This window comes from Paraburkholderia sp. BCC1885 (assembly GCF_900996235.1).
Classification (GTDB): Bacteria; Pseudomonadota; Gammaproteobacteria; order Burkholderiales; family Burkholderiaceae; genus Paraburkholderia.
Window position 1 is genome coordinate 658,571 of sequence record NZ_CAAJGM010000111.1, and the last position, 18,502, is coordinate 677,072.

General features: G+C 63.0%; 14 protein-coding genes. 1 reads left to right on the forward strand and 13 read right to left on the reverse strand.

The window, feature by feature from the left end; genetic code table 11:
- Window positions 1-23 precede the first annotated feature (23 nt).
- The 4 genes from FQ755_RS11865 to FQ755_RS11880 form a co-directional block, all read right to left on the reverse strand.
- Window positions 24-1,169 (reverse strand): acyltransferase family protein, encoded by a 1,146-nt coding sequence (locus tag FQ755_RS11865; protein WP_144154269.1) that lies wholly within the window; start codon window positions 1,167-1,169, stop codon window positions 24-26.
- Entirely contained in the window at window positions 1,166-2,344 is a 1,179-nt protein-coding gene (locus FQ755_RS11870) for a glycosyltransferase (protein ID WP_144154272.1), read from the reverse strand. The genes FQ755_RS11865 and FQ755_RS11870 overlap by 4 nt, the downstream gene beginning before the upstream one ends.
- 5 nt (window positions 2,345-2,349) lie before the next feature.
- Complete coding sequence (locus FQ755_RS11875; protein ID WP_144154274.1) at window positions 2,350-4,116, reverse strand: GMC family oxidoreductase; 1,767 nt, start codon at window positions 4,114-4,116, stop codon at window positions 2,350-2,352.
- A 120-nt stretch (window positions 4,117-4,236) separates the two neighbouring features.
- Window positions 4,237-4,854: a DapH/DapD/GlmU-related protein gene (locus FQ755_RS11880; protein ID WP_144154276.1), complete on the reverse strand. Its 618-nt coding sequence runs from the start codon at window positions 4,852-4,854 to the stop codon at window positions 4,237-4,239.
- A 285-nt stretch (window positions 4,855-5,139) separates the two neighbouring features.
- Between FQ755_RS11880 and FQ755_RS11885 the strand changes: the two genes are divergently transcribed.
- On the forward strand, window positions 5,140-5,571 hold the full coding sequence (locus FQ755_RS11885) for a hypothetical protein (RefSeq protein WP_144154278.1): 432 nt from the start codon (window positions 5,140-5,142) through the stop codon (window positions 5,569-5,571).
- Window positions 5,572-5,621: 50 nt separating this feature from the next.
- On the opposite strand, the gene FQ755_RS11890 is transcribed toward FQ755_RS11885, so the two are convergent.
- The 9 genes from FQ755_RS11890 to FQ755_RS11930 all read right to left on the reverse strand — a co-directional run bounded on the left by FQ755_RS11890 (window position 5,622) and on the right by FQ755_RS11930 (window position 18,042).
- A complete protein-coding gene (locus FQ755_RS11890; protein WP_144154280.1) occupies window positions 5,622-6,965 on the reverse strand; it encodes a glycosyltransferase WbuB in 1,344 nt (447 codons plus the stop codon).
- Window positions 6,966-6,999: 34 nt separating this feature from the next.
- Window positions 7,000-8,142 (reverse strand): glycosyltransferase family 4 protein, encoded by a 1,143-nt coding sequence (locus tag FQ755_RS11895; protein WP_144154671.1) that lies wholly within the window; start codon window positions 8,140-8,142, stop codon window positions 7,000-7,002.
- A gap of 4 nt (window positions 8,143-8,146) precedes the next feature.
- Window positions 8,147-9,103 carry a GDP-L-fucose synthase family protein gene (locus FQ755_RS11900; RefSeq protein ID WP_144154282.1) on the reverse strand — a complete coding sequence of 319 codons (957 nt, stop codon included), beginning with the start codon at window positions 9,101-9,103 and terminating at the stop codon, window positions 8,147-8,149.
- 5 nt (window positions 9,104-9,108) lie between these two features.
- Window positions 9,109-10,227, reverse strand: coding sequence for a GDP-mannose 4,6-dehydratase (gmd, locus tag FQ755_RS11905; RefSeq protein WP_144154284.1), 1,119 nt, complete (start codon window positions 10,225-10,227; stop codon window positions 9,109-9,111).
- Window positions 10,228-10,365: 138 nt separating this feature from the next.
- Window positions 10,366-12,594, reverse strand: a complete 2,229-nt coding sequence (locus FQ755_RS11910; RefSeq protein ID WP_144154286.1) for a polysaccharide biosynthesis tyrosine autokinase — start codon at window positions 12,592-12,594, stop codon at window positions 10,366-10,368.
- An 86-nt stretch (window positions 12,595-12,680) separates the two neighbouring features.
- A complete protein-coding gene (locus tag FQ755_RS11915; protein ID WP_409937403.1) occupies window positions 12,681-13,859 on the reverse strand; it encodes a polysaccharide biosynthesis/export family protein in 1,179 nt (392 codons plus the stop codon).
- A gap of 19 nt (window positions 13,860-13,878) precedes the next feature.
- A complete protein-coding gene (locus FQ755_RS11920) occupies window positions 13,879-15,279 on the reverse strand; it encodes an undecaprenyl-phosphate glucose phosphotransferase (RefSeq protein ID WP_144154288.1) in 1,401 nt (466 codons plus the stop codon).
- Between the two features lie 51 nt (window positions 15,280-15,330).
- The gene (locus FQ755_RS11925) at window positions 15,331-16,809 is read right to left on the reverse strand and encodes a mannose-1-phosphate guanylyltransferase/mannose-6-phosphate isomerase (RefSeq protein ID WP_144154675.1); all 1,479 of its coding nucleotides are present in this window, start codon (window positions 16,807-16,809) and stop codon (window positions 15,331-15,333) included.
- Between the two features lie 228 nt (window positions 16,810-17,037).
- Complete coding sequence (locus FQ755_RS11930) at window positions 17,038-18,042, reverse strand: GlxA family transcriptional regulator (RefSeq protein ID WP_144154290.1); 1,005 nt, start codon at window positions 18,040-18,042, stop codon at window positions 17,038-17,040.
- Window positions 18,043-18,502: the final 460 nt, after the last annotated feature.

Below are 18,502 nucleotides of genomic sequence, written 5' to 3' on the forward strand. Positions count from 1 at the left end.
GGCGTGCATCACACGCTGCCGCATCACGCGGTCATGGCGGGACTCGGTGCAGGCGCTGCACGTTGCGCGTAACGCCGCAGAATCGCCGAACGCATGGGCCGCTCGATGCTGACGAACAGAATCACGCTCAACGCCACCATGCCGGCCAGCAGCGCAAGCGCGCCGCGTTGCCCGACACCGGCGAGTTCAGCGAGATGAATCAGCGGGACGTGGATCAGATACAGAGAAAAACTCGCCTCGCCCAATAGCACCATCGGCCGCACGTTCAACAGTCCCCACGCGGGCTGTTTCTGCATGGCGATGCTGCCGACCAGCAACGCAAAGCACGGCGACAGCAGGTAGTAAGCCGGTTCAATAGGACGCCACACCGACAGCACGCCGATCGCGAGTATCGCCAGCAGCGACGCAACCCGCGCGCCACGCTCATACGAGCGAGCGCCACGCTGCAATTCACGGCAATAGCACTGCACGCCGATTCCCAGCGCGAACTCGAACAGATGCGTGAGCGGAAACTGCGAGACCAGAAAACCGCTGCGCGACAGTGGCAGAAACCGCAGCAGCGCGACAATCCACAAGCCTTGGGCGCAGAACCCCGCGAGCAACACCATGCCACGTTGAGCGGCCGTCAGACGTTTAATGAAGGCCACCAGCAGGGGAAACGCCAGATAGAAAAAAGCCTCGCACGAGATACTCCAGGTGGGTCCATCCCACGGCTGATTAACGGCGGCAAACGGCAGCCAGGCCGTCAGGCCGAGCAGTTGCGCAACCAGGCTCGTGATCAAAGGCAATAGCGGATTACCTGGGATTCCATACCATTCGAACAGATGCGTGTGGTCGTCCGAGATCAGCAAAATGGCGGTGACCGGCGCGGCAAGCATTAGCGAGAACACCAGCATCGGATAAATGCGCGCGAAGCGGGCGACATAAAAGCGCCTGATACCCTCGCTATCGAGGCCGTCGCCATAGTTGTGCGCGAGGATGAAGCCCGACAGCACGAAGAAGAATGTCACCGCCGGACGGCTATCGCCCGCAACCCAGCGCACCGGCGCGGAGAAATTCACGTAGCCCATCACCGCCAGATGCGACACCACCACCCACAGCGCCGCAAAAAAACGAATGCTGGTGAGCGCGGGCAAGGCGCTGCGCGGCTCGCGTGAGTTCTGTCTCATGCGTGCAGCCCCGCCGTCAACGTGAACGGATCGCGTTCCAGCACGTTCAGCAGATCGCGCGCCATTGCTTCGACGGTAAAGCGTGCCTTGAACAGCGCCCGCCCGCGCGATCGCATTTGCGCGCGCGCATCGGCATCGAGCGCAAGCCAGCGCCGCAGATTTTCTTCCGTGCCTTCGACAGTGTCCGCTGCAACAAAGCCCGCGCCATCCGCGGCGATTTCGCGCCAGATGTTCACCTTGTCCGAGATGAGCGCGGGCAAGCCGCAAGCCAGCGCCTCGGCCACCGCCACACCGAAGTTCTCCTGATGCGATGGCAGCGCGAACGCCTCGCTCGCATAGAAAGCGCCCCACTTCAGCGGCCCCTGCAACATGCCGGTCCACGTGACGCGCGCGTCCAGGCCCAGTTGCGCCGTCTGTGCGCGCAAGGTCGCGAGCCAGCCGTTGCCGTCGGGGCCCGCCATCACCAGATGCAGGCCGGGGTCCAGCGCGGCCACGTTCGCAAAGGCGCGCAGCAGCAGATCGCAGCCCTTCTTTTCGTGGATGCGGCCGAGAAACAGGATCAGGCGCTTGCCGCGCAAATGCGGGTACGCTGCGAGAAACCCTTCACGCAATTCGGCATCGTTGCGCGGCGGCGCGTTCGTGCCATAAGTCGAGACCGCCTCGGTTGCGCGGTAAAGCCAGAACGATTCGTGCGCCGCCAGACGTTCGTCCTCGGTCGTGTACAGCACCGCGCGCGCGTCGCGCAACACGCGATATTCGGCCCATGGCCAATACAGCCACTTCTTCAGATGCTTGAGCGGATAGGTCCGCTTGAACCACGGGTCGAGCATGCCGTGCGCGTACACGTAGTACGGCACCTCGGAACGGCGCAGCGCGCGCCACGTGCCGAAGCTGTGATATTGCCAAAGCCCGTTGACGATGACCGCATCGTAGTCTCGCACGTAGCGTTGCAGCCAGGGTACGAGTTGCTCGCAATAGGCATAGTTGCCGCGCACCGGCCCGAGGATATGCAGCGGCAGCGGAAAGTCCCGCAGGAACGCAGCGTCGGGGCGATCGAGCGTCAGCACCTCGACCTGATGCCCCATTGCCCGCAACATCACGCCGCCTTGCCGCACGCCTTCGGCGGGGCCGCCGGCGCGCGGATCGAGTGAGGCGAGTAAATGCAGAATTCTCATCGTGCTTATCTCTTGCCGAGTGACAGCAGTCCGCTCGCGGGCGTGGTCGAAAGCGCCGCCCACGCAATTTCGTCCTGCGCCGACGCCGCCTCGCCGTGCACCTCGCCGTGCACCTCGCCGCGCACCTCACCGAAGCTCGGCTGAGTGGCGATGATCGCCTGCGGGCGGCTCAGTTCCACCGCCATGTGGCCTGCCAGCCGCAGCGCCAGCGCGACGATAGTGATGGTCGGAAAATTGGCGCCGACGGTCGGAAACACCGAACTGCCGGCAATGTACAGATTGGTCATGCCATGCACCTTGCAGTTGCGATCCACCACCCCCTCTTTCGGCGAATCGTGCATGCGGGTGGTGCCCATATGATGCCAGGTCCCTTCGAGTCCGATCGGCCAGAGCCGCCCTTCGATGGGCGCATCGAGCCTCACTCTCGCCACGCCGCTACGCTCCAATTCCTCGCCCACTAACGCAAACGTGCGGTCGAAGGTACGCTGCACATTCGAAGTCAATTGCCAGGCAACGCGCACCCGGTTCATGCCGAGCTGGTCGCGCTGCTGCGACAGCGTCACGCGGCTGTCGGGATTCGGTTCGGCTTCGACGATGGCCTGCAACTTGACATTCCTGATCAGCGAACGCGGATGCAGGATGCGCGTGAGCGCAAACCCCACCGTATCCGCCGGATGCGAGGCCATGGTGACGAGGTCGCGGCCCAGACGCCAGCCTGGCTGGTCCTTGCGCAACAGCCCCTGCTTGCAGCGGATCAACGCCTCGGCCGCCTTGCTGCCTTCGCCGGCGAACATCGAGAAAAACCACACGCGTGCATTCAACAAACGCTCGCGCTGCAGCAGTTCTTCGGTCAGCGCGAACTGCGAGGCGATGCGCGTGCCGTGCGCAGACACAGCGGCGTTCTGGTAGTGATACTTGATGTCGTACAGCTTGTTGCGCGACCACTCGTGACTAAACTGGATATCCGCCGACATCAGCCGTGGATGATCCATGTAAAAGCGCCCGACCAGGTCGTTGCCGTTACCAAGTCCCGCCGGACGAATGCGGTTCGAAGCCAGCAGAAGACGCGCGTTTTCGATGCCGCCGGTCGCCAGCACGAACAGTTTCGCCCGCACGCTAATGTGCCGCCCGCTCAAGGTCGCGACCTCCACTTTCGTCACCGTGCGAGCGTCGCTATCGGAATCGATATTCACCACGTTCGCATACAGATAGACGTTCACGTGCCGCGAATTTTCAAGGTCCTGGCGATATAGCCTGCCAAAGCGCGCCGGTGGACTGAACTGCGAAATCGTATCGCGGACCTTGCCGGTGACGAGCGGCAAACGACGCACGTCGCTGCGGCCGATTGCCGTCTCCCAGAACTGCGGCTCGAAGTTATTCGGACCGAGCTTGAGCACCGCATGCGTGCGCGCGTAGAACGGCGCGAGTTCGTCGAGCCCGAACGGCCAGCCGCTATGCGCTACCCAATCGCGCTTTTCGAAATCCAGCGGATCGAGCGGACGACACCAGCCGCCCCAGCAATTGCTGCTGCCGCCCAGATAACGGCTGCGGCTACCGTCGGCGAACTGATACGGCAGCCCCGCGTTCTCGCCGCGATACAGGTCGCGTGTGAGTTCATCGGGCTTGTAGCCACCGCTTTCGAGCACACAGGTTGCGATGCCAAGACGATCCATTTCAAGCGCCAGCGCGATGCCTGCAGCGCCCGCGCCGATTATGCACACTTTGGTCTCAACGCACGTACCTTCTTCGACACTACGGGTATCAATAAACATCCCGTTGCCTCCCCGTTTAGTACAACTTCTCATTCACCGATGCTGATCTATCATCGGTCACGCTTCCAGATACGGCACGACAAGAACGCAGCGCGGCCCGCCATGCCATGCTGACGGACTTCAGGAGCTAAAACGCTGACGAATGTAGCGGCAAGGATTGCCGCCATAGATGCCTGCCGCGGGCAGCGAGCGATGCACCACCGAGAGCGGCGTGACCACGGCCGAACGTCCAATGGTCACGCCCTTTTGCACCACACACTTCGAACTGACCCAGACGCCGTCCTCGATCACGATGGGCGCCACCTGCAAATCCATCGTGCCCGCCACATCGTGCGAACCTGAGGTCAGAAACACGCCCTGCGAAATGCACACATTGCTGCCGATCCGGATTGGCGCCTGGTTATAGATCCACGCGTCCACACCGAACCAGCAATTCGCGCCCACCTCGAGATTCCACGGCGCCTTCACGCGCACCGGATGCACAAAACGGCACCCTGTACCGATCTTCGCGCCGAACAGGCGCAAAAGCGCCACACGTAAGGCGGAAAATGGCACCAGCTTGTTGTTGATCACGCAGGCTTCGACGACGAACCAGGCCGCTTCCACGAGCCGGCTTTTGCGGCGCACGTAATTGCCCTTGCCGGCGAGGCTCAGGTCGATCACGCGTGGTGGGGCAAGCGCCGGGCCGTCCCCGGCCGGGTCCCACTCCAACGGGCCGTCGAGCTCGTCGCGCTTCATCCGAATACCCCGCTTCAGTTGATGCTGCTCACCCGAACATCCGGATGACAGATTGGCCGTCGACGCGTCGAGCGGTCACGCCGCCGTGTCGCGTCAGCAATAGTGATATGAAGGAAATTTTGCACATGCCGGAGCGACTTTGATTCCCGCTTCCGGCGATTGGCTCCTGTTGCACAGGCTTTGTCGGCTTTGAACTAGCATCGCGCGTAAAGCGTGTCCCGATAGCCACTACCATAGCGATATCGCGCTCCAAAACGGGCATGGCAACGAGCGAAGGAACCCGACATGAGCCACATCGTTCGACGCGTTGCACTCGGCGCATTCTTCGCCCTCGCATGCGGTCTGTTTCCCATTGACGCGGCGCGCGCCGCCGGCGGCGATGGTGCGGCCGATCCCGGCGCCGCTGCCCTGCGCCCGAACGACAGCAACGAAGCCCAACTGACGGGCGGCCCGCAAGCCTACGAGGACATCTATCAGACGCAGACGGGCGGCGCGCAGCCCGGCGGTTTGCCCGGCATGCAGGCGGTGCGCAATCCCACGCCCGAAGAACACATGCTGACGGCACCTGGCGTACCGCAGGCCGGCGGCGGCGCGCCCGCCGCCGCCAGGAACGCCCGAGCCAGAGTCGACGATCCATACGCCATGGGCGGCGCCGCGGCACAGCAGCCTTATGGTCTCGGTACCGGCGCACGACCGGTTTACCGCTTGCCTTACTAGCTTCCAGGAAGCGACGCGCGGGCGTCGCTTTCAAACTCAGTCTTCCAGTCTCAATCCACCTGGGTCGATTCCAGACTCACGGCAACGACGGGCTCTTGCGTGGTGCTACCCACTACCGCCGCCTCCACGACCGCGCCGCCCGCCGACTCATCACCGCTCGCCTCGTGCTGCCCCGCCAGCGCACGCAGCTTCGCGTCAAGGCCGCCCAACACCATCTCGCCCGACAAGGCCCGTTCGGCGTATTCGCGCGCGGCTTTGCCGAGTGCGACGCGGCGTGCCGGATCGGCCGCCAGCGCCTCGATGGCCGCGACCAGCGCGGGCGCGTCTTCGGGCGGTATCGTCACGCCACGCGGCGCGACCACGTTGAACAGTTCCGTGCCGGGACACGCCATCGCCACGATCGCGCGGCCGCTCGCCAACATGCCGCCGAGCTTGGACGGCATCACCAGATCCGCTGCGCCGCCGCGTTGCGGCAGCACATGAATATCAGCGAGATTGAGCAGATCGTTGAGGCGCTCGGCGGGTTGCAGCGGAATGAAGTGACAGTTTTTCAGGCCGGTGCAACGCTGCTGCAGTTGCGCCTGGGTCGGCCCGTTGCCGCAAAACACAAAGCTGATATCGTCGCGCCTCTTCAACGCCAGGGCCGCATCCGCAACGACTTCGAGTCCCTGCTTCGCACCCATATTTCCTGCATACAGCACCACGGTCTGCGCAACCGGCTGATCGAGTCCCATGATGCGGCGGTAAGGACTTGCTTGCGGCAAAGGCGAGATCACCCGCGTATCGACCCAGTTGGCGAGGCACCATGCCTTGAGCGGGTCTACACCCTTCTGCACGGCGCGCTGCACCATCTTGTCAGAGAGACTCGAAACCACCTCGAAGCGGCCCAGCAACCAGCGTTCGACCGCGAGTGCGTAGCGCCGCGCCCGTTCGCCACGGATCATGCCTAGTTCGAACGCGGCATCTACCTCGTAGTCCTGAATATGCAGCCAGGCTTTGGCGCCGCTCGCCCGCGCCAGCAACAATGCACCGGGCGCGCTCATCAAGCTAGGCGCGATGCACATGACCACCTGCGGACGCCAGCGCACCTGCGCCGCCAGCGCCGGCAGCGCGCCGAGCGCGAAGCTGGCGAGGTGCAGCAGACGCTTCGCCCCACTGGGAACACGCGGTACCCACAGCGGTACACGCCGAAGGTGCACGCCGCGCCGCTCTTCCGACGCATAGCGCCACGCATGGTAGCCCTTCGCAATTTTCCACTGCGGATAATACGGCTGGCCGCAAACGACACGTACTTCGTGCCCTTGTGCGACCAGCGTCTCCGCCATCTCGGCGGTGTATTTGCCAATGCCTGTCAACTCGGGGGCATAGTTCAGCCCTACGATCAAAAGCCTCATACGTATCCCTCTTAGGCGCGCGGACGTCGCCAGTCTAACTCGTCAGCATCGTGGCGCAGCCTCGCGCGATATTTGCGGCGGCGTTCGGCGGGTCGAAGCGCTGGATCACGTTCATGCACTGCGTGGCGGTGGCGCGCGTGTCGGCGAATGCTTCGAGCGCGCTCAGCATTGTGCGGCGCAGCGACGCAAGATCGCCTGACCGGAACGCATAACCGGTGACGCCATCTATCACCAGCTCGGGAACGCAACCGCAGTTGTCGCTGACCACCGCGGGGCAGCCATGATTCAGCGCCTCGTTGACGACCAGACCCCACGGTTCACTGAAACTCGGCAAGACGAGACAGCTCGCCGCGAAATACTCGCGTGACAAGGCTTCGTCCTGCAGGCTACCGAGAAAACTGACCGCGTCGTCCAAGCCGGCTTCGGCCACTTTCTGTTGCAGCCCGGAATCCAGCGGTCCGGTGCCGACGATACGCAGCATCGCCTCCGGCACCTGCTGCTTCACCGCAGTAAATGCTTCGAGCAGCGCGTCGAGGCCTTTTTCCTGCGACAGGCGGCCGACGAACAGAAACACCGGCTTCTCACCCGCACGCGCCATGAGCCGATCATCGAGCGCGCGCTCAGGCACGAACGACCACGGCAGCGCTGCCGCCTGGCATGGAATGAAAATACGTTCGCGCTTCGCGCCCAGCGACATCAGATATTCGCGGCTGCGCTCGCCGAAACCGAAATAACCGTCGCAGAGCGAGAAAAATACCCGCTTCGGAATCGAGGTCAGCATGCGCCTTGGACGATCGCGCCCGGTCGAATCGCAGAACACGGCGCGGCGCTTTCCCGTAACAATGCAGGCAAGCAGCATCGCCCAATACTCCGGGCGATGATAGCCGGGCAGCACGACGAGATCAGCCTTGGTCTTTAGCACTTCCATCGTGAGACGCGACATCATGCGCCAGCCCGGCACGTCTTCGTAGCAGCCGTCGAAGAGCTTGGTCATCGGATAGCGGTGATACGAATAGTCCACATCGGAAAATCCCAGCCTAAATGTTTCGGTATCCGAAATTTGTACGATCGAATATTTGATGGGACTCGCGGCCGAGATGGAATGCAGGGCTGAAAACACGACGCCCTTATGGCGCGACCAGACCACGTTGTGGAAAATCGTCACCGAATTGGCCATCATGTCAGACCGTCCCTTCAGAGAGCACTTTCGCGCCGAAGCGTTCGGCAAAGTCCCGATAGGTCGCCTCGATCCCTTCCAGCAAACCGATGCGGGCGCGCCACCCCAACCGGGCAAGACGCGAGACGTCGAGCAGCTTGCGCGGCGTGCCGTCCGGCTTCGACGTGTCGAAGACGATCTCGCCGTGGAAGCCGACCGCGTCGGCGACGCGTTGCGCCAGTTCGCGGATCGACAGATCTTCGCCGACCCCGACGTTCAACAACCCGTCCGCGACGCCCTGCTCGAGCACGAACGCGGTGGCCGCGGCCAGGTCGTCGACGTGCAGGAATTCGCGCCGCGGCGTGCCGGTGCCCCACACGCTCAGCGTGGCGTCGCCGCGCAATTTGGCCTCATGCGCCTTGCGGATCAATGCCGGCAGCACATGGCTGTTCTGCAGGTCGTAGTTGTCGTTCGGGCCGTACAGGTTGGTGGGCATCAGGGCGATGAATTTCGTGCCGTACTGCCGGTTGTACGCTTCGCACAACTTCAGGCCGGCAATCTTGGCGATCGCGTAGGGTTCGTTGGTCGCTTCGAGGGACGAACTCAGCAGATACTCTTCCTCGATCGGCTGCGCGCACGCCTTGGGATAAATGCAGGACGAGCCGAAAAACACCAGTTGCGTCACGCCCGCCTGATACGCGGCATGAATCACGTTGGTTTCGATTGCCAGGTTTTGATAGATGAATTCCGCCGGTTGCGACGAGTTGGCGAGAATCCCGCCCACTCGCGCTGCCGCCAGCAGCACGATGTCGACGGCCTCGGTGGCGAAAAAGCGGCGCACCTGCGCCTGATCGAGCAGGTCGAGTTCGGCGTGAGTCCTCGTCAGGAGGTTCGTGTAGCCATCGGCCCGCAGCCGCCGTACCAGGGCCGAGCCGACCATGCCGCGATGGCCGGCCACGAAAATGCGCGCGCTTTTGTCCATGGCCGTTACTCGTGATGTTCGAGAGCTTTGAAGCCGGCCAGCGTCACCAACGCATCGCGGCGCGCAATCTGGTAATCCGCCCGCACCATTTCCTTAACGAGGCTCTGGAACGGCGTGGCGGGCTTCCAGCCGAGCTTGGCGTGCGCCTTCGACGGATCGCCGAGCAGCGTCTGCACCTCGGTAGGCCGGAAGTAACGCGGATCGACCCGCACGATCACATCGCCGGGCGCAAGACGCGTCTCCTTGGTTTCCACCTTGTCGACCACGCCCACTTCGTCGACGCCTTCGCCTTCGAAACGCACCGTCACGCCCAATTCACCCGCTGCGGCCTGGATGAATTCGCGCACACTGTATTGCTGGCCGGTGGCGATAACGAAGTCCTCAGGTTCTTCCTGCTGCAGCATCATCCATTGCATCTCGACGTAATCGCGCGCATGACCCCAGTCGCGCAGCGCGGACAAATTGCCGAGATACATGTCGTCCTGCAAGCCCACTGCGATGCGGGCAATCGCGCGGGTGATCTTGCGCGTAACGAAGGTTTCGCCCCGCACCGGCGATTCGTGATTGAACAGAATGCCGTTGCATGCGTACATGCCGTATGCTTCGCGATAGTTGACGGTGATCCAGTACGCGTAGAGCTTCGCCACAGCGTAGGGGCTGCGTGGATAGAACGGCGTGGTCTCTTTCTGCGGCACTTCCTGCACGAGCCCGTAGAGTTCGGAGGTGGACGCCTGATAAAAGCGGGTTTTCTTTTCCAGCCCGAGAATGCGCATGGCTTCGAGAATCCGCAGCGTGCCGAGGCCGTCGGCATTGGCGGTGTATTCCGGTTCCTCGAACGACACCGCCACGTGGCTTTGCGCGGCCAGGTTGTAGATCTCGTCGGGTTGCACGCGCTGGATGATGCGCACGATGCTCGACGAATCGGTCAGATCCCCGTGATGCAGGAAGAAATGCCGGTCGGCCACGTGCGGATCGCAACACAGATGGTCGATGCGATCCGTGTTGAACAGCGACGTGCGCCGTTTGATGCCGTGTACGTCGTAGCCTTTGGCGAGCAGCAGGTCAGCCAGATATGAGCCGTCCTGCCCGGTTACGCCGGTAATCAAAGCGACCTTCCGATCCATTGTGTTCCCCTCGACGAGCGTTTGACTGCGGTGCTGCGCGTCCGCGCGGACCCACTGCGGGTCCGCACGAGACGCACTTCATGATTCAAGATGCGAGAAAGGCGTTACGTGGCTCACGCGGCGCGAGCCATGTGTATTTCAGTCTGCACGGCTTTCGTACCCGTAGTAGCCGGTGTAGCCGCCCAGATTGAGCTTGGGCGGCGGCACGTCGGTCAGCAGTACGCCGTGCAGCGACACGCCCGCATTGACCAGGCGTTTGACGGCCTCGGAGATCTCCATGGCCGGATGACGCCCGTGGCGCACCACCATCAGCGTGGTGCCGGCGTGCTTGCCGATCAGGGCGGCGTCGGTTACCGCCAGCACCGGCGGCGTGTCGACGATCACAAGGTCGTACACCTTGGAGAAGTGGTCGAGCAATGTGCGAAAACGCTCGCTCATCAGCAATTCCGAAGGATTGCCAGGCAAACCGCCCTTGGTGAGCACGTCGAGTCCCGGCAGCACGTCGCGCAGCACGCACTCCTGAATCTCCGCGCCGTTCAGCACGTCGGCGAGACCCGGCGTATGCGGCAAGCCAAAATGCTTGTGGATGTCGCCACGCCGCATGTCGCCGTCGATCAGCAGCACGCGTTTGTGAGCGGACGCCACTAGCGCCGAGAGATTCACCGACATGAACGACTTGCCGGCATCCGGCCGCGAACCCGTCAGCATCACCACGTTGTTACGCGCCGAGGTCAGCGCGTACTGCAGCGTGGTGCGCAGACTGCGCACACCTTCCACCGCCACGTCGTCCGGCGCCTGCGCCGCCAGCACGTGCACGCCTGCCCGGCGCAAGCCGACGTTGCGTTGCACGCGCAGTTGCAGTGTGCTGCGCGGCACCACCGCGCACACCGGCACGCCCAGCAATGCTTCGATCTCGGTGGTCTTTTGCACGCCGCCGTACAGGGTCCTGCGCGTGAAGGCGGCGCAGATGCCCAGCACCAGACCGAGGCCACCGGCGATGGCAATGATCATCGCGCGCTGCGGGCGCACGTGATCGTCAGCGGGCTCGGCGTAGTCGACCACTCGCACACTGCCTACCTGCCCCGCCTTGATGATGCGCAACTGCTGCGCGCTGTTCAGTAGGTTGGTGTAAAGCTCGGTATCGACGCGCACGTCGCGCAACAGACGCAGCGCGGTCTGCTCGGTATCGGGCAACGTCGACACGTTATGTGTCAATCCGCCCTGTACGCTTTGCAGCGCGGCGATCTGCGCATCGAGTGCCGCGACTGCCGGGTGAGCCGCCGTAAACCGCGTGGCCATTTCCGCGCGCTGCTGCTGCAGGTCCACCAGCTTGGTCTTGTTCTCGACAATCTGCTGCAGCAGCAGACGGCTTTCCTCGCTCAAGTCGACGGTGCCCTCGCGATTACGGAAGGTGTTGTAGCGCTGTTCGGCCTGATCGAGCTCGGAGCGCAACTGCGGCAACTGCTGGTCGAGGAATGCGAGCGTGTGTTCCGCCTCGGCCGACTTACGGTCGATGTCCTGCTGCACGTACTGCCGCGCAATGCTGTTGACAATGGCCGCCGTCAGTTCGGCATTGGCGCCCTCCAGCGTCACCGCGATGATGCCCGACTGCACGCTCGTCTCCACCACATTGAGGGCTTTTTGCAGCCTGTTCACCGTGTCGAGCGTCGAAGCGCGCTTCAGATCGAACTGCGTGCCGGGACGCCCCGTCAACTGATCGATCTGCAAACGCACCGGGCCATGCGACGTGACACCCACCGCCATCTGTCCGACCCGGGCGCGCAATACCTCAGCGCCGTTTGCGTCGGTCACGGCATACGAGTCGTCAGGCTGCACGGTCAGCACGAACGGCTTGCCGTACATTTCCTTGGGCGTATCGAAGACCGACACGGCAATCTGCTCGCCGCCCCAGCCATATTGCGGCATGCCGAAGAGCGGCGGCGCGAGGCCGTCGCTGCCGCGCCAGCGGGCGAGTAGCGGACCGATCACCGGGAACAGCCGCGGCGCCGCCGCAATGTCCAGATGCAGCTTTCTGACTGTCTCATCGATCACGAGCCTCGAACGGATCAACTCGATTTGCGCCGAGGTGACCGCCTTGGTATCGAAGATCGACGCCATGGTCTGCAAGGCGTCCTTGTTGCCGTTGGCGTTGCCATCGGCACCCGCGGTGTCTTCCACCTGGATCATCGCGTCCGCGCGGTACACCGGCGTCTGCACGAACGCCACCGCCGCGCCGATCAGCAGCGCCATCACCGTGACCGTGAGAATCATGCGCCAATGCTGCGCCACCACGGACAGGTAATCCGATAAACGCAGTTCGTCCGCGCTCTGGATATCGACGTAACGGTTTTCAAAGTTGGTAGCCATGGTGTCATCAATCCTGCACGTCTATTGCGTTGGATCGGCGCGCAAGCGCCTGGACCTGAACAGTCATACTCTCGTCCTGCATACGTTCACTTCGCGACCACTGCGCCGGTCACGCCTGCATTGACCAGCGGCAACAGCAGATCCAGCACACGGCTAAAGCGCACCAGACCGCTGGCGTCGACATACACCACGTCCTTGGGTTGCAGATCGAACTGGTTGGCAAGCAGCATGGCCACCGGCGAGCGCGCGTCGAGGTGATAAATCTGCGGCTGGCCGTTGGGTTCGCCGCGAATCACATAGAGTTCCTTGGGATCCGATGTGGCGGGGTTCACGCTGCCCGCCTGCGAGATCGCTTCGCCCAGTGTCAGCGTGCCGTCCTTCATCGGCGTCACCGTGGCCGGCTTGCCGACTTCGCCCATCACGTAGACGCCGTATTCCTCACGCCCTTCGATGCGCAGCAGGTCGCCGTTTTTCAGCACGATGCGCGAGGGGTTCTCGCCGTTCTTGAGCATCTGCGCCACGTTGATTTCATACGTCTTGTCGTCGCGCACGATTGTGACGTGGCTCTGATCCGCGTTCGGGCTATATCCGCCGGCACGGTTGATGGCTTCGGTCAGCGTCATCGGAATGTCGTTGATCGATTGCGCACCGGGCGTACGCACCTCGCCGTCAATGTAAATCTGCGCCGCGCGGAACGAGGCGACCCGCACGGTCACCTGCGGCTTGACCATCACCTTGCTGAGATCGGCCGTCACCCTGCGCTGCACCGTTTCGGCACTGTCGCCTGCCACGTGGATCGTGCCGATGTACGGAAACTGCAGATTGCCTTCGTGATCCACGATGAAACCCGAGGCCGCATCCGCTGGCCGGTTCGGGGTATTCGGCTGCTGGCCGAGAGCCGCAGCCAGTTCCGGGTGGTCCCACACGGTAATCTGCAACACGTCTCCCGGCCCGACCCTGTACGGACCGGGATCGCCGAACAACGCCGTTGCTCCGCTCGCGCCCGACGGCGTCACGGTCTGTCGCAGCCGCTTGACCGAGGCGATCGTGATGTCGGTAATCGGAATCTGCACCGTTTCGCCGCTGGCCTTGCCATCGTCAGTATTGCTAACCGGTAGCGTGGGCGGCTGGATCATGCGCTGGCCCGGCGCGAACGTGCAGGCCGACAGCATCGTAATGGTCATCATCATTCCCAGCACACGCGCACGGTGGGCCGTGGTGTGCGTGACGCTGGACCGGTACTTTCCCGCTGTTATTCCATACATGTGTGTCTCCCTCACCGCGTCAATACGCATTGTTATTCACCAGGCCCTTAACGATGGTGGCTGCGATGATGCGCATGTCCAACCTGAAGGACCAGTTACCGAGGTAATACAGGTCATGCTCCACACGCCGCTCCATTTTTTCGATCCGGTCGGTCTCGCCCCGAAAGCCGTTGATCTGCGCCCAACCCGTAATGCCCGGTTTGATGCGGTAGCGCTGGATATAGCCGGCTACCACCTTCTGATACAGATCGTCATGCTCGAGAGCGTGCGGGCGCGGTCCGACGACCGACATATCGCCGCGTAGCACGTTGAAGAATTGCGGCAGCTCGTCGAGACTGGTGCGGCGTAAAAACGCGCCGACCGGTGTGACGCGCGAGTCATGGCGGGTCGCCTGGGCAAGCTCACCGGGTTTCTCGGTGTGCAGGCGCATGGAGCGGAACTTGTAGATGGTGAAGACGCGGCCGTCGGCGCCCTTGCGCTTTTGCCTGAACAGCACCGGCCCGCGCGAAGACAGCTTGATGGCGATCGCGATGGCGCACAGCAGCGGCGAAAGCGAGATCAACGCGACCGCAGCGAACAGGCGGTCGAACATTTCTTTTTGCAATTGCGAAGTTTGCGAGAGCGGCGACGCCACCAGGTTGATGGCAGGCACACCGAGCAGATCGATCATCGTGCTCTCGAACATTGCGACGCTGCGCAGGTCCGGCATGAAGCGGATGTTGATGAGGTCGTCGCGCAACTCTCTCACGCACTCGTAGATGGTGTGCTCTTCGGAAAGCGGCAACGCCAGCCATAATTCGTGTACGTCCTGGGCGCGGATGTACTCGGCGAAAGCAGGCAGATTGTCGAAGGCACGCACGGAAGGAAACTGACCGCCCGCGACCCCGCCAAGGAACGGTTCGTCGTGCGATACGTCGAGCACCGCCGCCGTGCGAAACCCGGCCGCCGTGCAGCCGTCGATCTTGCGCACCAGTTCCGCGGCATGTGCGCCGCGCCCCACCACCGCCACCTGCCGCAGATTCATGCCGGCGAGCCGCACATGGGCCAGCACGCGGTGCACCACCACCCGCGAAACGATCATCAAGGCGCCGGTGATGCCGGTCCAGTAGGCAAACCAAAGGCGCGATACGAAGTCGCTACGATGCAGGGTGAACATCAACACGAGCGCGCAAATCTGCACGGTGACCCATGCGAGCGACACCTGACCGATCAGGCCCATCTTCGAGCGGCCGCGCCACGATTGATAGACGCCGAAGGCCGGAAAAAGCGCGAGCGCGAACGCCGCCGAAAACGCGACGAAAGCGTAATAGATATTGCGTTGCCCGATGTCGTCAAAGCGTATCTGCGACGCGATTGCCGCGCCCGACACGACCAGCACGGCATCCACGAGGCGTGCGGCCAATGCTGAAGGCTTGATCATTGTTCTCTCCCCACCACCTGCATTGAAACGATTGCGCCAACTACGCCAAACTCAAGTGCAGCGGCCGTACGTATCGTCGAACCGCACGATGTCGTCCTCGCCGAGATACGATCCGGATTGCACCTCGATGATTTCGAGCGGCACCTTGCCGGGGTTTTCGAGGCGATGACGCACGCCCAGCGGAATGAAGGTCGATTCGTTTTCGCTCAGAAGAAAACGCTCTTCGCCGCGCGTGACCATGGCGGTGCCGCGCACCACCACCCAGTGTTCGGCGCGATGGTGATGCAGTTGCAACGAGAGCCGTGCGCCGGGTTCGACGACGATGCGCTTCACCTGGAAGCGGTCGCCGTGATCGATCGAGTCGTAAAAGCCCCAGGGCCGGCGCACCTTGCGGTGATCGTCTGCTTCGGGCGAATGCTCGGCCTTGATACGCGCCACCAGGCCCTTGACGTCCTGCACGCGCGAGCGGTCGGCAACCAGCACCGCATCCGCCGTTTCAACCACCACGATATTGCTGGTGCCGACGCAGGCCACCAGACGTCCTTCCGAGTGCGCATACGACGCGCTCGCGCCTTCGAACAGCACCCGGCCGCGTCCGACGTTGCCGGCCTCGTCCTTGTCGAGCGCGTCCCACACGGCATCCCATGAACCGAGATCCGACCACCCCGCCACCAGCGGCACGACCACCCCTTCGAACGGTTCGCCGTCGGGTCCGGCGGTGCCGAGCCGTTCCATCACCGCGTAGTCGATCGAATCGGAAGGCGCCTTGCCGAAGGCTTCGGCTTGCGGCCGGAAGAACGGGCCATCGGCCTTGCCGGCATTCACCGCAGCGCGGCAGGCTTCGGCCATGGCCGGCTGCAGACGTTCGACGAGCGCGAGCCACACCGAGGCACGCACGACGAAGATGCCGCTATTCCACCAGTACGCGCCTGAGGCGACATACTGCGTGGCCAGTTCGAGCGCGGGCTTTTCGACGAAACGGTCGATGCGGTAGGCATCCTGCTCGATTTCGTCGCCGAGGCGGATGTAGCCGAACGCGGTGTCCGGCCGCGTAGGCGGCACACCTAGCGTGGCGATCGCGCCACGTTGCGCATGCACGGCGGCACGCGCGACGGCGTGCTGAAACGCGGCGGCGTCGAGCATGGCGTGATCCGCCGGCATGGCGACCAGAATCGCGTCTTCGCCATCCAGCACCGCGAGAGCCGCCGCCAGCGTCAAGGCGGGCGCCGTGTCGCGCCGCGCCGGTTCCACTACGACATGCGCGGTCACGCCGCTTTCGCGCAACTGCTCGGCCGTGACGAAACGATGCTCGTCACCGCACACGATGATCGGCGTGGGACGCACCGTCCAGTGCGCGGGAAAGCCGGCCATGCGCCCCACCGTGTCCTGCAGCAGCGAGTGCGAACCGATCACGTCGATCAACTGCTTGGGGTAATGCTCACGCGAAAGCGGCCAAAGCCGGGTGCCCGAACCGCCGGCAAGAATCACAGGGGCAATGCTGAGACTACTGGCCGGCAGGGCCGCCTGCATCAGTTTTGCAGCGCCATGACCGGCGCTTCCATCCTGATCGGCTTCGTCGCGGAACGCATTTACCATTTTTAGTACTCCTACACCAAAATAGGATGTTCTTCTATCCCTGTGAAGCCGAGGCGCACTCAGGTCGTGCCTGAGTCGCGCGTCCGACCCGGCGCCCGCGGTGCTGACCGCGCCGGCGCCTGTCGACCGCATGGCGAGTAGCGCTCGCCGCGCGTCAATCCATTACGTTTGCTCCTGCGAGGAAGTGCGGCTGCGCGCACGATATTCCGTGGGCGAAAGCGCCATGCGTTTGCGGAAGATCTTTGCGAGGCGGTCGCCGTTGCCGGTGCCGCTGCGCCGCGCGATCTTGTCCACCGGCAGTTCGGTTTCCGTGAGGAAGTTGCAGGCAATCCGCAAGCGGACCTGCAACAGGTAATCCGACGGCGTGACGTGCATCTCATGCTTGAAGCGGCGCAGGAAATTACGTTCGCTCATGGCCGCCACGTGAGCCGCGTCGGCCACCGAGACCGGACGATCGCAGTTCGCCTCCATCCAGCGGGCCGCCGCGCGGATTTTCTCGCCCACGCTCATGGTGCCGCCTTCGGCCAGCCGCGGCACCAGCGCCGCGCCCATGCCAGGCATCACGCGATCGGCGACGCTGCGGGCGACATCGAGACCCAGATCGCGCTTGATGAACATCAGCGCGCTCTTGCTCGAATCGTGGCGATCGTTGACTTCGCCATGCGCGTGGTCGTTCGCGACATGCGTCAGATAAGGATTGCTGTGGCGGATATCGTCGTGTTCGGCGAGGCCCGCTGCAGCCAGAACCAGACGGCCTTCGGCGATGGGTTCGATGGTTCGGGTTCGCGAGCGCACCGAGCGCAGCCAGCCGAGCATGCGCTCGTCGCGTGCCGCGGCGTTGGCGCCGTAACCGCCCGCCACGAACAGCACGTCGAAGCCCGTGCTGTAGCGTGCGTCGACACCATCCGTCCACATGCGTGCCGACGATGAACTGGCGACGCTGCCGCCTTCCATCGAGAGAAACTGCACTTCATAGGGAGGGTCGTCGCCATCGTGAGCGGTGGCGATTTCGTTGGCCGTATGGAACATCTCGGCGACGATGCCTGCGCCCAGCAAACCGAATCGATCGAACAGCAGGATGCCTACGCGGCGGGCCGCACAGCGCACATTGACGCTAGGCGTATGCAGCCAGGTGATCCTCGCAGTATCAACGGACATATGCGGCATGATCTTCCCCTACCATGTCATTCGTTGTGGGCCGAGTCTTCTGATTTTCTCGCTTTTTAATATCATTGCACCGCATCATATCCACGCCGAAAATCGCCGTTGATGACAGTGACCGAAATGCGCGCGATGTTGGCGGATTGCGTCGCTATATATAAATTCGCAAATCAGAAATTTGATGCGAACGTACAACAGCTTGGCTTATCGCGACATTTGACCCGTTTGATATGCGTGCACGGCCCGTATTACAACGGGGCGACACTTATATGACGAATCGACGATCTACTGGACGAGCGCAAACCGGTACGGCAGGCGAAATCACCGGGAGGCGGCGATGTTGCGCTGCGTGGGATAGGAGTCCACTGGGGGATTCCTCGTACAATGGCCTGATGTGAAACTTTTTTGATGCATCGCAACAAGCACGCTCCGTACCAGTCTTGATGGCATTGGGATTGCGCGGGGC